Origin of the sequence: Paenibacillus sp. S150 (assembly GCF_019352175.1) — a bacterium.
Lineage (GTDB): Bacteria > Bacillota > Bacilli > Paenibacillales > Paenibacillaceae > Paenibacillus_AQ.
Genome location: NZ_JACBYI010000005.1, coordinates 163,781 through 182,699, shown reverse-complemented (window position 1 = coordinate 182,699; position 18,919 = coordinate 163,781). Strand labels below are relative to the sequence as shown.

General features: G+C 50.9%; 18 protein-coding genes. All 18 read right to left on the bottom strand.

The window, feature by feature from the left end; all coding sequences use genetic code 11:
• Window positions 1–50: 50 nt before the first annotated feature.
• Window positions 51–389 (bottom strand): hypothetical protein, encoded by a 339-nt coding sequence (locus HYD27_RS07950; protein ID WP_219213367.1) that lies wholly within the window; start codon window positions 387–389, stop codon window positions 51–53.
• A 55-nt stretch (window positions 390–444) separates the two neighbouring features.
• Window positions 445–747 (bottom strand): hypothetical protein, encoded by a 303-nt coding sequence (locus HYD27_RS07945; protein ID WP_219213365.1) that lies wholly within the window; start codon window positions 745–747, stop codon window positions 445–447.
• A gap of 182 nt (window positions 748–929) precedes the next feature.
• Window positions 930–4,382, bottom strand: coding sequence for a DUF5704 domain-containing protein (locus HYD27_RS07940; RefSeq protein ID WP_219213363.1), 3,453 nt, complete (start codon window positions 4,380–4,382; stop codon window positions 930–932).
• Between the two features lie 380 nt (window positions 4,383–4,762).
• Entirely contained in the window at window positions 4,763–5,911 is a 1,149-nt protein-coding gene (locus HYD27_RS07935; RefSeq protein WP_219213361.1) for a copper amine oxidase N-terminal domain-containing protein, read from the bottom strand.
• A 377-nt stretch (window positions 5,912–6,288) separates the two neighbouring features.
• A complete protein-coding gene (locus HYD27_RS07930) occupies window positions 6,289–7,188 on the bottom strand; it encodes an Rpn family recombination-promoting nuclease/putative transposase (protein ID WP_219213359.1) in 900 nt (299 codons plus the stop codon).
• A 202-nt stretch (window positions 7,189–7,390) separates the two neighbouring features.
• Window positions 7,391–8,371 carry a hypothetical protein gene (locus HYD27_RS07925; RefSeq protein ID WP_219213357.1) on the bottom strand — a complete coding sequence of 327 codons (981 nt, stop codon included), beginning with the start codon at window positions 8,369–8,371 and terminating at the stop codon, window positions 7,391–7,393.
• Window positions 8,358–8,906: a hypothetical protein gene (locus HYD27_RS07920; protein WP_219213355.1), complete on the bottom strand. Its 549-nt coding sequence runs from the start codon at window positions 8,904–8,906 to the stop codon at window positions 8,358–8,360. Before HYD27_RS07920 ends, HYD27_RS07925 begins: the two co-directional genes overlap by 14 nt.
• 12 nt (window positions 8,907–8,918) lie before the next feature.
• A complete protein-coding gene (locus HYD27_RS07915; RefSeq protein ID WP_219213353.1) occupies window positions 8,919–9,299 on the bottom strand; it encodes a hypothetical protein in 381 nt (126 codons plus the stop codon).
• Window positions 9,300–9,370: 71 nt separating this feature from the next.
• A complete protein-coding gene (locus HYD27_RS07910; protein WP_219213351.1) occupies window positions 9,371–9,850 on the bottom strand; it encodes an ABC transporter permease in 480 nt (159 codons plus the stop codon).
• Window positions 9,851–9,870: 20 nt separating this feature from the next.
• Complete coding sequence (locus tag HYD27_RS07905; protein WP_219213350.1) at window positions 9,871–11,946, bottom strand: hypothetical protein; 2,076 nt, start codon at window positions 11,944–11,946, stop codon at window positions 9,871–9,873.
• On the bottom strand, window positions 11,936–13,807 hold the full coding sequence (locus HYD27_RS07900) for an ATPase, T2SS/T4P/T4SS family (RefSeq protein ID WP_219213349.1): 1,872 nt from the start codon (window positions 13,805–13,807) through the stop codon (window positions 11,936–11,938). The genes HYD27_RS07905 and HYD27_RS07900 overlap by 11 nt, the downstream gene beginning before the upstream one ends.
• Window positions 13,792–14,643, bottom strand: a complete 852-nt coding sequence (locus HYD27_RS07895; protein WP_219213347.1) for a CpaE/TadZ family protein — start codon at window positions 14,641–14,643, stop codon at window positions 13,792–13,794. The genes HYD27_RS07900 and HYD27_RS07895 overlap by 16 nt, the downstream gene beginning before the upstream one ends.
• Window positions 14,633–15,376 (bottom strand): hypothetical protein, encoded by a 744-nt coding sequence (locus tag HYD27_RS07890; RefSeq protein WP_228745032.1) that lies wholly within the window; start codon window positions 15,374–15,376, stop codon window positions 14,633–14,635. Before HYD27_RS07890 ends, HYD27_RS07895 begins: the two co-directional genes overlap by 11 nt.
• Window positions 15,373–16,524 (bottom strand): SAF domain-containing protein, encoded by a 1,152-nt coding sequence (locus HYD27_RS07885; protein WP_219213345.1) that lies wholly within the window; start codon window positions 16,522–16,524, stop codon window positions 15,373–15,375. The genes HYD27_RS07890 and HYD27_RS07885 overlap by 4 nt, the downstream gene beginning before the upstream one ends.
• A gap of 33 nt (window positions 16,525–16,557) precedes the next feature.
• The gene (locus tag HYD27_RS07880) at window positions 16,558–18,183 is read right to left on the bottom strand and encodes a CpaE/TadZ family protein (RefSeq protein WP_219213343.1); all 1,626 of its coding nucleotides are present in this window, start codon (window positions 18,181–18,183) and stop codon (window positions 16,558–16,560) included.
• Between the two features lie 15 nt (window positions 18,184–18,198).
• Window positions 18,199–18,390 carry a DUF5049 domain-containing protein gene (locus tag HYD27_RS07875; protein ID WP_219213341.1) on the bottom strand — a complete coding sequence of 64 codons (192 nt, stop codon included), beginning with the start codon at window positions 18,388–18,390 and terminating at the stop codon, window positions 18,199–18,201.
• A 10-nt stretch (window positions 18,391–18,400) separates the two neighbouring features.
• Window positions 18,401–18,583, bottom strand: a complete 183-nt coding sequence (locus tag HYD27_RS07870; protein ID WP_219213339.1) for a hypothetical protein — start codon at window positions 18,581–18,583, stop codon at window positions 18,401–18,403.
• Window positions 18,584–18,600: 17 nt separating this feature from the next.
• Window positions 18,601–18,909: a hypothetical protein gene (locus HYD27_RS07865; protein ID WP_219213337.1), complete on the bottom strand. Its 309-nt coding sequence runs from the start codon at window positions 18,907–18,909 to the stop codon at window positions 18,601–18,603.
• Window positions 18,910–18,919: the final 10 nt, after the last annotated feature.

Genomic DNA, 18,919 nt, shown 5'->3' with positions numbered 1-18,919 from the left:
ACATCTGGACATGAAAAAACCCGTCACTTGGACGGGTTTTTTCACTTAACCTATTCTTTTGAAGTACCCTCCGGTCCAGCAGCAGAAAAACAGCCGCTCCTGTTCATTGGCCCAGCGTGATCGGCGTAAATGCTTTGCAGATGCAAACCGTCAAAAAAACCGTACAAATAAAGGCTTTCTCTTTCCCTTGCAGCCAGTAAGCTGCGTTGTTCTTCCCATTTACAATACAAGTCCCGTTGTTCCAAATTTAGCAATTCCATAAAATGTTGAAAGGCAGCGAATTCCTTCCTACCCTCCAACTGCTTATCCCGCTTGGCCTGCAACTGTTGATCCAACCAGTCCACCCGCCTGCCAAAAACGGCGAACACCCATGGCGGAAATTCCCGCAACTCCTGCACCTCCCTTCTACAGCTGGGTTCTAACTGGCTTGAAGTACAGTCCTTTTCATCCGTCCAATTCATCCAGTAGAGAACAGGGCATCCCGATGGCATGCACCATTACACCCAGTTGGAGCCCCGTCATCATGCCCTGGTAAAATAAGCGTTCCTTTTCCTTATCCTGCAGCCAATCGGTGCGCTCTTCCCCTTCTTTCCAGAATTCTATCTGTTCCTCGTTAAGAAAAGACGCGACCCGTTGCCGCCAAGCCTCGATTTCCCGTCGCTCCTTTCGATGGTCCGGGAATTGCCGGACTATTCGCTCTCGCGCTCGAAATTGCTGTCTTAATGCTTTCAACAGTTCAATATCCACTTGCAACACCCTTTCCCTCTCCGGAGAGTGTCGCTATCGTAACTCTCGTCGCACATTGTGGCAAGTCTTTTTTTCCAGAATTCGTCTCAATCGCTTTATTTTAACTTTCCCAAAGCATTCCCTGCTTAAATTCTCTTCTGCTCCATTGCCCTTAAGAGCTAGAATCGTTATGTCCCAAAAAATCAATGCGTTCCTCCCGAACCAAAATCATCATAAGAGGATAAATCCGCATGGTAAAAGATCAAATCTCCGTCCTTTAGTTGAAAGGTTATCCCATACGCATCTGTAAACGTCCGCTGGAAGCCTTCCATCTTCCACTGGTTATTCAACGGTCCATGGATATATTGCAGATGAGGATGCTCCACATCCTTATCGCGGATCGTCTCGAGATTGAAATTGACAACAATATACCCATTTCTCAAAAAAATCGGAGACAGGTCATCCAGAACGTGGCTTCTTCCATACACCGCCAAATCTGTTCCCTTCGGCACTACATACGGATTTGCGGGCAAGCTATACTCGCCATACCATTGCTGGACAGAAGCATTGGCCCTGGCAGGGTTCACCCCCTCCGGCACACTCATGCTGCCGATGAAGCTGCGAAGCTGCTGAGGCAAAAGCAAAATATCGTAGCCGCCTACATATGTTTGCTTTTTAGCATTGTTCAGATACCCGTTGATATATGCCTGCTTGTCGCCACTTGCCCCCTCCAGATTCCAGAAGGAGCTGGCCGTGTTGATCAACTGCTGCTGCGGAACATTGCGAAACCGGTCGTCTAACGTTACGTAACGCTTTTCCACGTCTGCATTGGAGCCAATACGGATAAACCTTTGGGTGCTCGAGTGATAGTAAAGGTCCACCTCCTGCCGGTTTTTACCCTTGCTATCTACAAAGTAGAAGGTAGGCGTAATGCGGATGCCATCCCCTGATCCAAACATGTTCCCCTTGCTTTTGACATCGAATTTAAAGTGATATCCCGTTTTCACGGCTACATTTTTCTTGCCCGCTTCCGGGTGACTTCCCTGTCGTACGGGCAGTACAAATGACGAGGCGTTACCCCGCGGTGTGCCGTCAATCCCGTTTAGGCCCACCCAATAGGCGTTGCCGGTCGGTGCCGCGCTGCCCTTTGAGGTTCGAAAGACGGTTTCCCAGTTATAATCAGCAATGTCGGTGATGCGAAAATCATACAGCCTCCCCACTACTTCCACTGCAACAGTCTGCGTGGCTATATGCTTAGGCACCTCCAGGTTTGCATTCATTTGTGTGCCGAAGCCAGCAGCCGGGCTGTTTTCCGCAAACGTCCGAAACAGTACGTCGTAGTTGCCTTCATCTACCCATACCGGCAGAAAAAAGGTGGTTTGTACCGCAGTAAGCGGCAGCTGCGTCCATGTTTGTTTGGGAATAAAGGTAGTACGGTCAGCCGAATAGACATCAAAGGGAAACCATACCTCCTGTTGCTGTACATACTTGGCAAAATCCCGGTTGCCATAGCCGGAGATATCCCGGTGCTGCCCAGTGGTTGGAACCGTCACGGTAAACGAACGATCCAAAATCAAGGCCGAACGACCGCTGCTAGGCGTAGTTTTCTGGTTATGGGCACGATCATCGGAAACAACGGCATAGTTGACCACAGGCGTATGCACGGTTACCGGATTAATACCGTTAATCGGAAGAGTTTTGCTCACTCCGCCATTAATGCCTTTCACCAGGGTGAAGGCCAGTGTGCCGGTGCTGGGCTGATCTGCTTTATTGGTTTTACTCTTGTCGATCACATAGCCTTTGCCATACAATACATCGGCTCCAATAGAAGCAGGCTCCGGAATCGTTCCAGGTACGGCCCCCTTTTCCTCCACCATGCGGTTGTCCATCACCGTGTTGCCGTTAAAGATTAATGAATCGTTGGTTACTTTAATTTTGCCGATTGCCTTCTCCGCCTCGCCCTTCCAGTCCTCACTAGGTACGGCTGGACGGCTAAAACCGCCTGACACAGTTTGGCCGGGAAGAGTAGCATTGCTGTACACCGGATGGGTGATGTGCGCTTCTGCCGCAGCTTCATGAACTGCTGTTACGCTTGGCTCCGAATAACCGGATGGCTGCACCATAACCGTTCCCGAGGGAAACGCATAATTGTTGAAGGCAGCATTTTGGATGCCGTACACCTCCAAACGATCAATGATCCAATAGCTGTAGGACCGCTGGATGTTATATGGTTTATTAACCGTGACCGTGTCAGACCGGGGCACAGATATGGTAGTCGGATTACCGTCTGCATCGGGCGGTCCTGGAAGGATATCCGTCCACGTCAGCGTGTAGGTGCGGGATACCTGAATCGGGTAGGTAATCACTCCGGACATTTCCGCAAACTCATTTTGAAACAAATACGCCTTCGCGGAGGCATTTACATACAAGCTCTCTGAGGTCGGAATGCCCTTAAGCACATTAAATTTTTCTGCTCCGCGCTGGTCTGCCCGGATCATACCGGTTGCTTGCGGATCCATCACCTGTGCTTTGCGGATTTCCCCTTTTCCAGGAGGAGGAAACTGCGGATTGCCTCCACCGCTTTCCGTTTTTATAACCGTATGATCCGCTGTAGAATCGCCAGTATTACCGTCCACATCCCGAGCGACTACGGTCATTTTCACTGTCACGCTCGTACCGGTGGTGAACGGGATTTGAATTGGAATCGTCTTGCTGGCGGATTTCCCGCTTAGTGTTCCGGTTCGATCATTGGGCTGTACAAAATTGGCATTTTCGATGCGGGTGATTTCATAGGATTTCAAATCTTTTAGCGCCGCGGCATCAAAAATAAACTGCCCATTGACCATGGTTGTCCCCGCGTTCACTTCCGCTGGTGCTTCAATCCAGGAGGTGACAGTGACGGAGGAAGGAATTTTGTAAATCCCGACGAAATTGGAGCCGCCTGAAGCTACGGTAATGGATCGTTCCCGCAGCTTGGGATCGGTTTTCTCCTGTATGAACTGTTTCTCGTTTGGCTTGTTATTGTTGATGATAAAGGAGCGGATAATCTCATAAGATTCCCCACCGCTGGACACCTGCGCCTCAAAGGTATGGGTGGCTTCCGCTCCCACAGCAAACTTCCCTTTATCCACTTCTTTCAGTGGTGTGCCATCTTCTGTTTGGTAGATCGCTTTGACCGGATTATCCGCTTCCTTATATTCGGCAACAATATCAGCTCCGCTCAAATAGACATTGATATGCCGGTCCAGCACATTCGCGTCATCTTTTTCCTGGATATACTTTTTATCCTCCGGGTTGTTTTTCGTCACAATGTAGGAGCGGACGATTTCATAGGCTTTTCCATCATAGGAAATCTCCCGGTTGAACGTATGCTCAATTTCTTCTCCGGCTTTGTAATCCCCTTTATGATACGTATGAGCAGGATCATTCATCACCGTGCCATCTTCCATCTTGCTTACCACATCTATGGGAAAATCCGGACTGTTGTAAGTGACCGGAACGCCATAATAATCGTCTAAATCACCTGGGCTTCCCCATGCTCTCGCACCTTTTATGCCATCTAAGGTATAATATTTACCTCCAACCTGACGCCCGTTCTCTGTAACAATCATGATTGCATACAGGTAAAGCTGGTCGCTTTGCTTGATCCCTTCCATCCCATTATCTGTTAAGGCTTTGGTAACTCTGTCTTCTGGCACTTCAAAAGTTGTGGTAACTTGTTTGCCCGGAATGGGAGGGTTCGGATATTGATCTACTTGCACCAGATTTTCAATTGCTGCGGAACCTTCACCTGTTGGGTCGCTGTGTTTTCCTGCCGAATCGTTGTAATTGACGTTGTCCCTACGCACCGTCCAGCCAACTGTTTTATAACGTACTTCTGTAGTAGCTGCAGTGCTGGTGACACTAAATTTAATTTTACCCTGAATGATTTGAACATCAGGTACCTCTGCAAAAATAGGTGAGGAAAAAAAGGACAACAAAAAAGTGCATGCCAGCAGCATGCACAAACTTACTTTCAATCGTTTTTTCATCCCATTTATTCAGCCCCTCTTATAATAATATTGAAAAAAAGGCTGGCATTTGCGCTTACCTTCAATGTCTTTCCCCAATTTCCACCGACATTTGTACTCATTACAATATCTGAGTAACCTTCATACCAGACTCCTTTTTCAAATGGAGTATCATTGGGAACCCACGTATCATTTGCCAATTTCATATCACTGGGAAACCAACTATCGTAAAGAATTGTTTTATGTTCTTTGAAGTGATTAAACTTGATTCTAAACTTAGAACGGATATTATATCCTCTTAATCCGTCCAAATAAATCATTGACGGCTCCGGATCTAAATATCCCTCAATCACAATCTCGTTTTCCTTAACCCATGCCACATACTCTTTCGCGGCCTTCAATTTCCCGGTATTGCCGTCTGACTCCACCGAAGCCAATTGTTCAGCCCATGAATTATCGATTGTCCGGTAGTCCACATTTAACCATAACGCTCCGAATGTTTTCAGGCGCTCCATCCATATGTCGATGTTCTCTTTCTTAAATTCCGGCCAATCCGCATACATTTTAGCAGATGTGGATCGTTCATTAACATCAGGATGGGAATGAGGATACCGCATCTCATACATCTCATTGGGTACATCCGCCAAAATATAGGGATAGTCAGCTGCATTTTTTGGCAAGTCGGTAGTACGAATCAACCGTCCCCATTGATCCACTTTCACTGCTTCCTGATCTTTTGTAGAGATAAACACCGTCGATGTTGGCCCATCCCATTTCACTTCCGCTCCCAGCACCTCGCTGACAAAACGCAGTGGCACAAAAGTCCGCTCCCCGCTAAATACTGCTTTCGTGTCAAAGGTAACTTCTTGGCCGTTCACAACTGCCTTGCTCTCTCCAACGGTTAGGCGGATGTTCTGCTCTCCTTTTTCAATTGGAACCGTTTGGGTGGCCGGTTCCCAACCGACCTTAGCGTTCATTTTCTCAGCAACGAAACGAACCGGCACCAGCGTCCGTTCGTTCTCGTCGACAAACGCTTGGGCATCGGGAAACCAGATTTTTTGACCGTCCAAAACAACACGGACAAAGGTGGCTGGTTTGGCTTCCGCATTAGAAACCCCGGTCATGAAACTGAACAACATGATGGCTGCCAAGCCTATGCTTGCCCATTTTTTCATGCGGCCATCAACTCCTTCCTTCAATTTTTTTGAAGAATTTAGGAAAATAATGTCGTTTTTCTTCCATCATAATATCTCTTTTTCCACCTGTCCACTCCTTTACCTATAATGAAGCAAGCATAGACATGGAGGTGGGAAACTTGCCTCTTAGTAAGCTCATATCCGGCTTACGGAATAGTTAAAAGAAGGTATGTCAAATCCAAATCATTCTCTGAGTTGTTATAACCTAAGAAACCCTTTCTACTTTGACAGATAGGTTTCCCGCGGCTCTTCTTACACATATAGGCTTCAAACCCAGGGCACTTCAATCAAACAACAAAAAAGCCCTTAACCCGGTTTCCCAAGCAAAAGAGCTTTAGTCAACTTAAGCACTCCCCTTACTTCTCGGAGTCCTCTTCCAATTGGAGCACTTCCTCGGGCGAAAGCTCTGTGGCCCGTACGATTTGTTCAAGTGGCATTCCAAGCGAGAGCATCGTTTTGGCCACTTCGCGCTTGCCTTCCAGCTTGCCTTTTTCCATTGCCTTCTCGGCCGCCTTGATCTCCGCATACTTGATGCGGGAGACTTCGTCCAATCGGGCTTTCTCCTGCGCGTAATACTTCTGCCTCAGCATTTCATCGGCGCTGATCTTCCCTAGCATCTCCTTAGCCATTCGCAATTCCTCCTTTCGGCTTCCCAGCTTGTTTAATAATTCGTCGACATTTTCTTTTCCCGCGTTTTTCATAAAAGTCAGCCATAATTCGATGGCTTCCATGGACTCAATATCTTTGCCGGGATTAAATTTCTTTAATTCAATATAGTGAATTTCCAAATCATCCACTAACGTAAACTGCTCCTCGGTTTCAAGGATCTGATATTTTGTATGATACCGGGACGTCTCTTCGATAAGATCCACGTTCAAGATATTAATGACAATGCTCCGTTTGAGTGTGGTATACGCCTCTGCTTCATGAATCGTTTCGCTATACATCCGGCTCCAGTAATACAGGCTTCGCTTCCGGAAATCATCCATGTGGTTGACCTGGACTTCGATGTTAATGCGTTCCTCCTGCTCCGTTTGGACCTTAATATCCAGGATGGACTGTTTGTCGCCTTGATATTCCTGATAGTTCATCGGATTGAGGTGGGTGATCGTGCAGATGGCCTGTGGTCCTTGCAGATCCAGCACAGAGTTTAGAAAATCGATGAGCAGAAGCTTGCTTTGCTGCTCCTCCCGGCCAAATAATGCTTTGAATACAAGGTCGTTAAGCGGACTTAACAAGCTTACTTTTTGATTCATGGTTCCATCCCTTTTGGTTTCATTATTTCAGCATTCACCAATTGATGTCTATGCTTATTATACCACAATATCAAGCTTTCCAGCTGTATACAGCCTGCTGATCATGCGATTTGAATCTGCCGCGTGAAGCAAACGATATCGCAAGAAAACAACGAACCAGCTTTATGCATTCTGAAAAAAGTGTCTGTTTCTGCTCTGCTGACTACGGCTGATTGTCGCAGGAAAGGAACAGGTATCCGTTATGCGCCGCCGCTTTTTCGCTGGAAAACGTCTCTTGCACGGGATAGGAAAACGGGCAGTTGCCGCGATAATACACTTTCAAACCATCCTTGAGAGCTCCGTAAATGACCGGCTTTTGCAGCACCCGGCTACCGCCCAGCGCATAGTTGTTATATCGTTTGCTGCCCATGGGTATGCCTTGAACAAACGCCAGTACCCCGATATCATTGACCGTATTATTCCACTCTTCCTCGCTGATTACCGGCAACGTAAACGTGTAGGACACGCCTATCCGGGACACCAACTGATTGTGAGCATTGATCCGGTAAGCCATCTCATCCTGTATGGCATTCACAATGGTATTCCGTCGTGTAGCCTCGAATGCTTCAGGATCCTGAAGCAGCGGAATGGTGGAGCCAGCAGCGATTTCCGACCTCAATCCCTCTCTCCACGTCCGGGTGCCAGCCTCGTAGGCGGTGACATATTCGTCCAGCGTGAACGCCAGGCTATTGCCCTGCCCATCGGCATAAGCGAACGGCTTCTTTGGCCCCCATACCGGGCGAATTTCGGTTTCGCCCGCTGTATTGATGAACTCCTCCTCTGCATAGACATAAAACCCGTCATACCCAACAATCACCACAGCCGGAATGTAGCGATTGAGCACACCTTGAGCAATCGGATCGTCAGCAATACCAAAATTCAAATACAACGTCCGGTAAAACGTAGCGATGGCTTCTTGCTTATTCACGTTCAGCCGCTTAGCCGAATCATAGCGGGCTTCCTGCTGCTGGTTCACATTAATAAGCAGCGCCCGGGCCGCATCATCCACCGCTGTATCCAGTACTGCATCATAACGCAATTCCGTGAGCTGCGTCATCCGCTGCATCTTGACCTCTATCCGGTTCACTACAAAAAGTGGGAACAGGATCAACACCAATACGATCGCCCAGTTAGTGATCTTCATTGCGCACCAGCCCTCCATAGGGAATGAAGATTTTTTCGGAAGGGCTGCTGGCATTGTTGAGAAAGTCACGAACAATCGTCCCGTTGGTGCGATTTGTGTTTTTCACCGTCACCATAAACGTGTCCCCCAGATACAGCTTATAGCGCCGGGAGAGCTCATCCTTACCCGCCGCTGAATCCGGAAACAATATGGGCAGGATTTGCCCGCTGTAGAAGGTGTCATAATGAACCGCATACTCGCCTGTAAACGTCTCCGGACGCGAAGGATCATCATAGACGGGATCGTACCGCTTGTGGCCATGCTCCATTTGAATATCAAACGTATTGCCAGTGGCTTGAATAGCTTGCTCAAAGTCGCTATACATCACCGGGCTGATGTAACCCTTATCCCGCACCATATCCACAAAGGCAGTCACTTCCCGCAGCACTACCAACTCCGACACCTCGTCCTGATTGTCAAAGGCGGCGGAAATCGGAAACATATATAATAGAAGAACGGCGATCAACACCGCGAATATTTTGGATATACTGTCCATCCTGCACTCCTTTCACAGCGAGGTAAACAACACCCGCACTAATTCTCCCTGCGAACCCCGCTGCCAAGCCATGCTATACCGTTTTGTTGCCTGAATCGCAGTCAGGTCCGCCTGCTCCCGTTCTAGTGCCGCTGTGTACACCGTGCCATCGACAACGACGTCCACGCCAATTGAACCAATCGAATGCAGCACATCAGTACCAGACACTGTGCCGTCCCCGGCAAGGGGAGTCAATGTCGTATGCACATTGTGATCTGTTCCCCGGCTGGCAACGAAAGTGGCCTCCAGAGCAGTAGCGCCGCTTTGAAACAACAGGAGCCCGGCCGTGGCAGCAATGACAAAGATCAGGCAAGCCACACTCATCTCCAACATGGAACGAAGGGAATGGCCCATCTCTTACCCCTTTCTGCAAAAACCCGTTCCTCCCCCTGGATACCCGTGAAAGGGGGCAGATTTGGCTGCTTTTAATGCTGGAGGAAAACAATTCCCCGGATCACATTGCTGCTGTCCTTGACCAGTTGAGCCTTGAACTTGCCGCTTGGGTTCACATAATCCACATCGGCCTCGTCAATCGCATCAGCCAGCTTGCCGGGTGCTGCTCCCACCACAGAGCCGTAAGTAATGCTATCCACCGGGACGCCGATATTAATCACCTTGCCGTACCATTGTCCAGCCGGATTTTTCCCTGTGATTACCTGAATGCCAAATTGGTCCTGGTCATTGAACTTCCGCAGGGCGTTAACCACCTGGCTGCCGGACACCAAGGTGTTGTCATAGACGGTAAAGGCCGTTTGCGAGAGTTCGGTTTGAATCCCTGAAAAATTGTTTTGCGCCGTTTTGGTCGCTTCCTGGGCCGAGGTAAACAGGACGACAGCAATCGTAATCAGGGCAATGGCGAGGAAAATACCCGCTGCCATCACCAGCGCTTTTTGCGCGTTGCTCATCGGTTCATCAAGCTCCTTCGCTACTGGATTTTTTGAATTTGTTCATAGTAGGCCGACATTTGACTAAGGCTGATATAAACCAGCGGGAACACCAGATACAAAAAAATGAGGGCCATCACCGGCATAAAGCCGATCATTTTCCCCCACCCTGCTTTGGTTTCTATTAATTTTTCGTAATCCTGCCTGCGCTCTTCCCGGGCAAAGGCCTGCTCCGCCTCCAGGTCATCGAAGGCCTGACGAATCGGGATTTTCTCCACGGCCAGCTGCAGCTTTTCCACCAGGCGGGCAAAGGGCAAAAACGGCGCCTCCTCCTTCAACAGCTCCAGTGCTTGCTCCGCCCCATGCTCGTAATGCAGCAGGCAATGCTGGATCGGTGCTTTAAAAATAAGGGCGAATCGCTCCATCCATTCCAGCAATTGTTCTACAGATACCCGGTCCAGCTCCGCCAGCATGGCGATCACCGTATGAAACTGATCCACTTCATGCTTCATATCCATTCTTCGCAGCCGTTTGCGAAAGTGCAGCAGGAGCAGCGGACCATAATAGCCTCCGACACCTGCCAACAAAGCAAGCAGCACCTCCCACCACTTGAGATACTCGCCATCCAGCGCAGTTAATTTGGCTCGAATGCGTATTGCCGCGGCGTTTAGTTCTGCTTCATTTCCAGCTACCTGTGGATTTTGCCGCAGGTTGGACAAGATGGCTTCAAAGCTGGTTTCCTTTGCCTTTTGAATGTCTGTGATGATCTGCCGGTCCAATTCCGCCGCTGCTTGAGCCTTTGCCTCCTCTTCTGGAGAAAGGCGGCCAAACATGGCCTCTGGCTTGGCGGTTGCAGTTAACAGTTGGTGCTCTGTCATAACATGCAGTGAAACGAACAGCCCCAAAGCAAGCAAGAAGCTGACAAGCGCCAGTGTCCACCGCCGCACCGTAAACCATTCCAGCTTGAGCGATGAGGAGGTTTCCTTTAACAACAGCGTGATGCGGTTCGCTTCCCGCGTTCCCGGCAGCGCAACAATCCGCTCTGTCACCCAACGTACCCAAGGCCAGTCATAAACCCGTTGCTCCCACGGCTTGCGCCGCCGCTCGTGGCGTTCTCCATCCAACTCCTGCATGTTGCGCAGCAGGAGATAGCTGACCAGAATAATCAGGATAATCACCGCCTTGGTGATCCACCCCAGCTTCCCGGCATAAAAGGCATCCATGGCCGGGAACATCCCCCGGGCCCAGCCTTCTATCGGCTTGGTGAACAGGATGGGCAGCAGCGCAATCGCCGTCAGCCCCTGCAGCAAGTAACTGAGCTTTTCCCGCCGCAGGATGTCCAGGTTCAATTCCGTGGTCAGCCGCTCCAGCGCCTTCAGGTAGAGGGAGCCGGTTTGCAGCGTTTTGTCGCCATACTCCCGGACCAGATGGGAAATCCCAGCCAAGCCCTTCAAAAAACGATTCGGCGCAGCCTCATAATAAAGCTCCAGCCTTTCTGCCGGATCGCTGGCGGTCAGCACCTCAAAAATGTCCTTCCCATGCAGTGCCATTTCATAGGGCGCTGCTTCGGCGGCATCATAGATCGCCTCCTCCACCATGCCGTGGCGATGAAAGTGATGCCGTACATCGGCCATGAAGTGACGAAGCTGGCGCAGCAGCCGGTTTTCCAGGCGGTGAATAAAGGCGTCCGCAATCATCCCGTGCCCGACCCAGATGGCAGTTACAGCCATTAGGAGCGACATCGGGTCGCCACGGCTGGCCAGCAGCAATGGAACAGCGATGCCCAGCAGCACACCCCAAGCAACCAACGTCACCTTCATCGTTTCCAGCCGCAGCTTCCATTCATCATAGGTGTGGAGCAGGGTCAGTCGCTTGCTAATGGCCTGTAAGTAAGCACGCAAAGGGGTAACCCGCTCACAAGCGATATACAATTGCTGCAGCCAGCGATGAACGGACTGCTTTGGCGTTTGTTTGCCGGGCAGCCGCAATGCCTCGTATTCCCGGATGGATCCGGCTCCACTGTTTTTGCGGGATAGTGCCTGGAAAAGCAGCAAAGCCATCAGAAACAAGAGGATTGCCCCGCCCAATACAGCCAACAACAGTGCCTTATTGTCCATCCCCATCCCTCCAATTCACAGCCAGAAAATCGGCAAAATCGTTCCGGTCCGGCTCCGTCATCTGCTCCTTCATTTCCCGGATATTCTGCTCAGAGATGGGTTGAACGGCTACATACCGCCCTTCCCGGAATTCCACCACGTTCCGCGCCTCGTATAATACCCGGTCGGTGGAGCGGCGAAAGTATTCCGTGGCCGTATCCATGAAAGCAACCAGCCTATCCTCCAGCTTGCCTGTATGTTGGTAAAGCTGGGGATATTCCTTTGCCTGTTCCAGCGGCACGCACTCGGTAATCCGTTCAACATAGCGGTGGCCGTTTGTTTCCCGTTTCAGGTGGATGTCGAAATTCAGCACGCTTACCACCTGCTGCTCCGCCACTCTCTCGTTGGTGAACACCCCCGTTTTCAACAAGGAATTGCGCAAAGAATAGACCAGATCCCGGAAGGTTTTAGCATGATGGGTAAACAAGGTAAACAAGCTGGCTACCTGGGCCATTTGGATCATCCAGGCCGCTACCGGGTCTGTTGCTACCTCACCCAAAATATTGACTGTGCCGTCTGTCTTTTTCTGAATATCCAGCCCGTCCTGGCCGGAAATGGTTTCTGTTTCCCGGAGGCTTAAAATATTGCGGTCCTTGTACAGCTTGCGCAGGTGCAGCTCAAAGGCCTGCTCCTGCACCCGGATGGGAAAAGCAGCGGAAATATAGCGGACCATCGCCATAAGGAGCGTGGTTTTGCCGCTGCCCTGGGAGCCAGTGATGGCCGTAATCCGGGCACCTTTAACAAGGAAGGCAATCAATTTCACCGGAAGCTGGGCATTGTCATCCTGAATCAGCTGCTCCAGTTCAGCGCTTCGCACATCAAATTTGCGCACAAAAAACGCCCACGATTCGGCGAACCGGGGACGCAATACAACGACGCGGGAGCCGTCCGCCATTTCGTTGACCTTAAACCCGTTGGCTTCAGACAACTGGCCGGGATAATTATACTTATAGATGTTTTGGCAGACCCGTTTTAATTCCTGCTCCGAACCAAAGCTGAGGAAGGACAAGTGAATGAATTTCCCTTTATAGAAAATCCAGACGCTATCGTGGGAGTTGGGCACTTCCCTGAGCAGCGCATCCGTTTGAAGCTCCCACTCTCCTTCCCATACGGAGGGCGGCAAACCAGATACGCCGCCTGAGACACCGTCGATCCGCATATCGCGGATTTCGTCGATGACGCTGAAGCCCTTATATTGCTGGTAAATCCGCTGGACGATGATTTGTAGCTTGTCTTCCACCTGCAGCCGCCGCGCTTCTTTTTTGTAGATGTCATGGATTTCCTCAGCGGTAATCCGGTACGATTCGGTTTTGCCATCTTCGATCCCCAGCTTTGGTTGGTCCAGCTTGTATTTCCGGATCAGCTCATGAAGCGCGTGATGGCGATGCCGCTTTTTGAACTGATACAGCAGGATCTCAAACTGGTCCTGAGCAGACAATTCATAAGGGTCATCGAAGGGCAATATCCGGTTCAGGCTGGCATCGTCTAATTGGTATGCTTGCCGCAGCAGGTCAACTAAAAACTGTTTGACGTAAGCCTTGTCCCGCTGATCCCCGGAGTTGCAGCCCCGCAGCGCCTTTTTCAGCTCAGCCCGCTTGCTTTTGCGGCGGCGAAATTCCTCCTCTGATAGCCCCAAATCGTACAGGTTGCTGCTGGTTAAATCGTGGAGAGCTTGTTTGACGTAAGTGGTCATGGCTTCAATGGTATACACCTTTTCCTCCGGCGGCTTCAGCTGCCTGCGCCCGCTCATGCGGACAAAAAGCAGCGCTCCGGCCAAGGCCAGGAGCACCAGGATCAACAGCCCGTTTATGACAACGACCATTGCTCCTTCTCCTCCTTCCCGTAAAAAAAGGGATTATCCCGCCCTGCTTGCCCGCTAACCACCCGGGCCAGCGCCCGCACGCTTCGCATAAACGGGGCATTTTCGTGATCACGGGGAACATAGCGATTGCGGAACAGGAAATCAATGGCGCGGCCCTCCTGAGCCGCATCCATGAAGCCGCTATTGTGGGAAACCGGATAAAATGGTCCTTTCCCCTTATAGCGCCGGACCAGATTTTTAGCTGTGCTGGCAGAATGCGGATCATACTGCCCCAATGCCAGCAATTGCCGTTTCCCCTCCCCTTCCTGCGGCGGGCGCTGGAAGAACCGTTCCAACACAGATCGATTCTGGTTCAGGCTGACAACGATGATATCAGCCTGCTGCAGCAAGGCTTGGGTCCAGCCTGAGCCTGTACCGCTGCCTGCATCCAGCAGGGTCCAATCATAATAACGCTTCGCTGTTTCCAGCACCGTAGGCAGCGCCTCCTTCATTGCCGGGACAAACGCTTTATCCGGTTTCATCGAGCCGGTCAAGAGATCCAACCGGTCTTTTAGCAGCGGCAACGTGTAGTCCCGGATCATCTCGGGGGAGAGCTTGCGGTTTCGCGCCAGCCGCTCCACAGCGTCAATGCCGGAATCGGTAGCAAACGCCTGTTCCTCCCAGGTCCGCCGCTTGATGAAGCCCTGCTCCAGCGGAACACGACGGCTTTGTACATGGCTGACAAGCAGCAGCCTGAAGCTAAATTCCAGGCTGAGCATGGCGGTAACAGCGATCAGGTTGGTGGTATTGCCGGTCTGACCCGGCACCGGACTCCAGAACACAATGCTACTGCCCATGGCGATCCCTCCTCCGCATCTGCTTCCAGGCTGCGCGAATCGTTCGCTGATCCAGATCGAATAGTGTGCTGGCCAGCGACCACACCGTTTGGACATAGGTGCGGGACAAATGACGAACGGCAATCCTGGTGTGATGCTGGTTATCCAAAATGGCAGAGAGGTCCTGTTCATTCAGTGAAATCTGAAAAGGAGGCTCCTGCCACTGGATGGGATTACCGGCATACAGGGAGTCGATGTAGGCAGGCGAAATTGTCGTTTCCACAAACGGTAGCAGTAGCTTGAAAAACGGCAGCGGCTGCTCTCTGGATTCACCCAGGCTCAGCCGCTGCAGCAGTTCCACATTTTTTTGCAGGGTCAGTTTATTGAAATTGCTGCACCACACCCGGTGTGTGAAGTCGGCCAAGTCCTGCCCGCTGACAAATTGGGTATGATCCGTATCCAGCAGCAGCACATCATAGTCAGGCCACCCGCCTTCCGTCTCCCGGAAATAGTGCTCCAGTTGCCCGCGGGTAATAAATCCAGCGGCCACATCGATTCCGGCAAACTCAGTGACAAAGGCTCCCGGGCGTTCATCACTCACAGGCAGGTAAGCTTGCACCGATTGAGTAATGGAAGAATCCACCAGAAGCACCCTCTTTCCCGCTGATGCCACCAGCTTACCTACACTCAGCAGCAAGTGACTTTTCTCCGGTGCGCCCAGAAAGATAACGTTCTTCATCGCTGTCCCTTTCATGATTCGGACTCGCCAACAGGTTCCTGCTCAAATACATCCTGCACTTTATCGGCCTCCGGCTTGTCCGGTTGAGAAGTAGCTTCCGTTTTCGGAGGCTGCATCGAGGGTGATTGCTCGGCTTGTGACGGTTGCGGCATAGGGGTTGGTGTTATCTGTGCCGTTTGATCGCCAGATGGAGCTGCTTGTCCAGTTGACTCTCCCTGTGTTCCGGTTTGTTGTCCGCTCTGCTGCTGTGTTTGTTGCTGGGCTGCCTGTTTGGCTGCATTGTTCTGCTGGGTCATAAGGCGGTCGTTTTGCAGCTGCTGCTGCACGGTCACACTGCCGCTCATCACCTTCAGCTTGTCGGCATCGCTCATGGCGCTCAGGTTTTGGTCCAGCGTAGTGCGCAGCTGGCGGGCGAGAGCCGTTTTGGCCTCTTCCAAAATATTCGGGTCTTTTTCCATCAGGTCCAGTACCTTCGGGTTGGAAGGATAATTGGCAATAGCCGCTTCCTGCATCCCTGCGTCCACATAAGTGAGAGCATACAGCCTGGCCCCCTGCAAATAAGCGTCGATGATGGCACTGGAGGCCATCAGGATTTCCGGTTCATTCATCTCGTACCAGACGATGGTGCCGGACAATTCCCGCACCTTCTTTTTGCTAAGTACAATAAAGTCCTCGCCGGTGGGAAAGTTAATTCGCACATCGACAAACTGGCCTTGCTGCAGGTTGGTGGGGAGTTGGATCACGTTAAATTCCTGGAAGCGTACATCCCGGGCCAGCGGCTGCTCCTCAAACAGCATGGAGGCGACAAGCGGCGTGTCCGGCTCCAGATCGATTTTGCTTACCTTCCCCACCACTTGCCCCAATTCTTTGACAGCATAAGCCCCCTGACTCGCATCAACCTCCATGGTTTTCACATCCTCGGACTGCAGCGTTGTCCCCGCCAGAATAGTACGGCTGGCCACAATTACCCGGACTTGAGTTTGCTGCTGCGTCGTCTGCTGCTCCTGCAGCTTCATTTCGTATTCACTTCGCAATTGCTCTCGCAGGGTCTCCTGCTTAGCCTGATAGTAGAAAATCGCCGCAAGAACGAGCAGTAACGAGATCAATGCTAAACCAACGGCTGCGATCACCAGTTGCTTGCGGTAACGTTGCATAAAGAACATGTTTCATTGGCTCCTCTCTGACTAAAATAAAGATCATCGCATGCGCAAAAATAGCTTTGCCAGTGAGTTTTTCCCCTTGGCAGGCTCTGTCGCCTCCATTCCCAGCCACTGTCTGACAAGGCCCAAAATCAGTTGACTGTAGGAACTGCGCAAAGCCAGTTCCCCGCGCCTGACCGCCGCCGCAACCGCTGCTTCTTCTGAAAGTTCCAGCAGTACGGGCCAATATAACATATTTTGGAAATAATCTTTAGGCAGCGGTTCGGATAACCGATTCCCAATGATTGCGGTGTCCGGTGAGGGCAGCAGACTGGATAACAGCGGCTTTGCCCGCTTCAGACTGTCGATGCTGGCTGGGTCGGGAGTGGTCATCAGGAGCAGCACATCGCTCTGCTCCAGTGCCATTTTTACAATGGGATCAAAACGCGATGATAGATCCACCAGCACCACATCCGTCTCTGCTTTTAAAAAATGAAACAATGCCGGAAGCTGCTCCTGTCGCAAAGCAAACGTACCTGTTTTTTCCGGTGCAGCAACAATGCAAAAGCCCATCTTCATGGGTAGAAGACAGGCTCGGCTTGCCTTTGGGTCGTCGATCCGGCGAACCAGATCGGCGATCGTTTTAGCTGGCGACAGTTGAAGCGTGCTGGCTACGGTTCCGTGCATGACATCCAGATCCAGCAAGCAGACACGGCAGTTTTCCTTAGCGAGTACAGCGGCCAAATGAAGCAAAAACACGGTTTTGCCCACGCCGCCTTTGGGCGCGTAGACGGTTACGACGGAGGGAAGATCACGTTGCTTCTCAAATGGCAAAGCGAGTTGCGGCACAGACTCGAATGACTCTATTTTCCTCTTTTCGCGAATCTCACCTGCTATAACTCCTGCATCACTATCCAATTCCGGAAAATCAGGAGACAGTTTTCGTTTTTGCGACAGCGGAACAGGGGGATGTTCCCTGTCTTCTGTACCGGCATCAGGCTTTGGGCCGTTCTCTGTATGGTCGACTTCTTTCATGAATCCCTTGATGGCCAATGGATTAGACTCATGGGAATCGGAGTCCACGTGCTCGTTTTCCGCTGACGTGTTCCCTTGATTCACTACTTCCACGGTGGTAAACGCAAAAGGGTGTTCACTCCCATCACTTGGGCTTCCCAATCGATGGGTTTCTTCGCCAGAAGATAAATCTTGAATTGGATTCTTCAACTCTCGGTTGTTCTCACTTTGCATTTTTCTTCGTGACAAAGGTAAGAGAGTTTCTCTTTTCTGACTGTTGTCATCGGGTAGCCCAGCTTGCTCTTGTTTCTGGATTACCGCCAGAGCTTCTCCAATTGCTTCAACTGCCTCATTCCTCTGCTTAACAAACCGCGAGAAAAGCTGATCCGTATTCTCTGCGGGTGTGACGGTTCCGGCAATACCCATAGCCGGGAAACGTTCCAGCCTCAATGGAGCACTCCCTTCTATCAGCAGCACAATAGGAATGCCCTTCTCCTTCACCATTCGCACATAATCCTTCCATTTGGCTACGGCTGTGTCGACGACAACAATATCCAGTGAAGGAGAGAGGCGTTCCAGGTCATGGACGAATTTTACCGTATATCCGGAACGCCGCAGCTTGTCCACCCATGCTTGCCGCTGAATGGGGCGAAACAACGCTACTTCCATGTCAACCCTCCCCGTTTACTCCGCTTCAAAACCGGCAAATATACCATCCCAATAGAGTGTCCTGTTGTTTCGCACCCAGGCTGCTGCGTTTTGCATGCCGAGCTGATCCGCACAGCGGATAACAGCAAAAGTATCCAGCATATTGATGGCTCCGGAGGTTCGGATCATTTCCAGTTCCTGCAGCACCTTTTCCGGTACTTTTACCATTTTTCTGCCCTCACTTCCGTTGGATTTTCTTCCCGAGATAATAAACATCCAGCTCCAGTTGCCGCGCCAAATAACAAGCAAACTGCTCCGCATCAGGAAACGACCGGCGCCTGTCCATTTCCTGTGTAGAACCCCGATGCTCCAGAATGACCGAAAAACCTGCTTCGCTTGCTTCAATGCGGATCTGGTCCATGCGCCCCCCCCCTTCCCTTACACCCGGCTCAAAATGGTTTGGGCCGTTTCCACATCAATGGAATAAACATACCGGGCGTAGCTATAACCGGACGTATCCACGACCAGTACCCGGCGGCGATCTGTCAAGATAACAGGATGGTTTCGATGCGTCCTGAGCAGGTCCAAGTCTTCCAGAGCAATGGCCCCATCCATCACCGCTGCGCTTACGGTGAGAACAGGAATCTGCAAAAAACTTTTAAGTAATTTGCCGGAGGAATACGCATAAGGCGGCAGCTTGCCATGCTTCCGGTATTCCTTGTACACCCAAATATCCATCACAAACATGATGTTATCC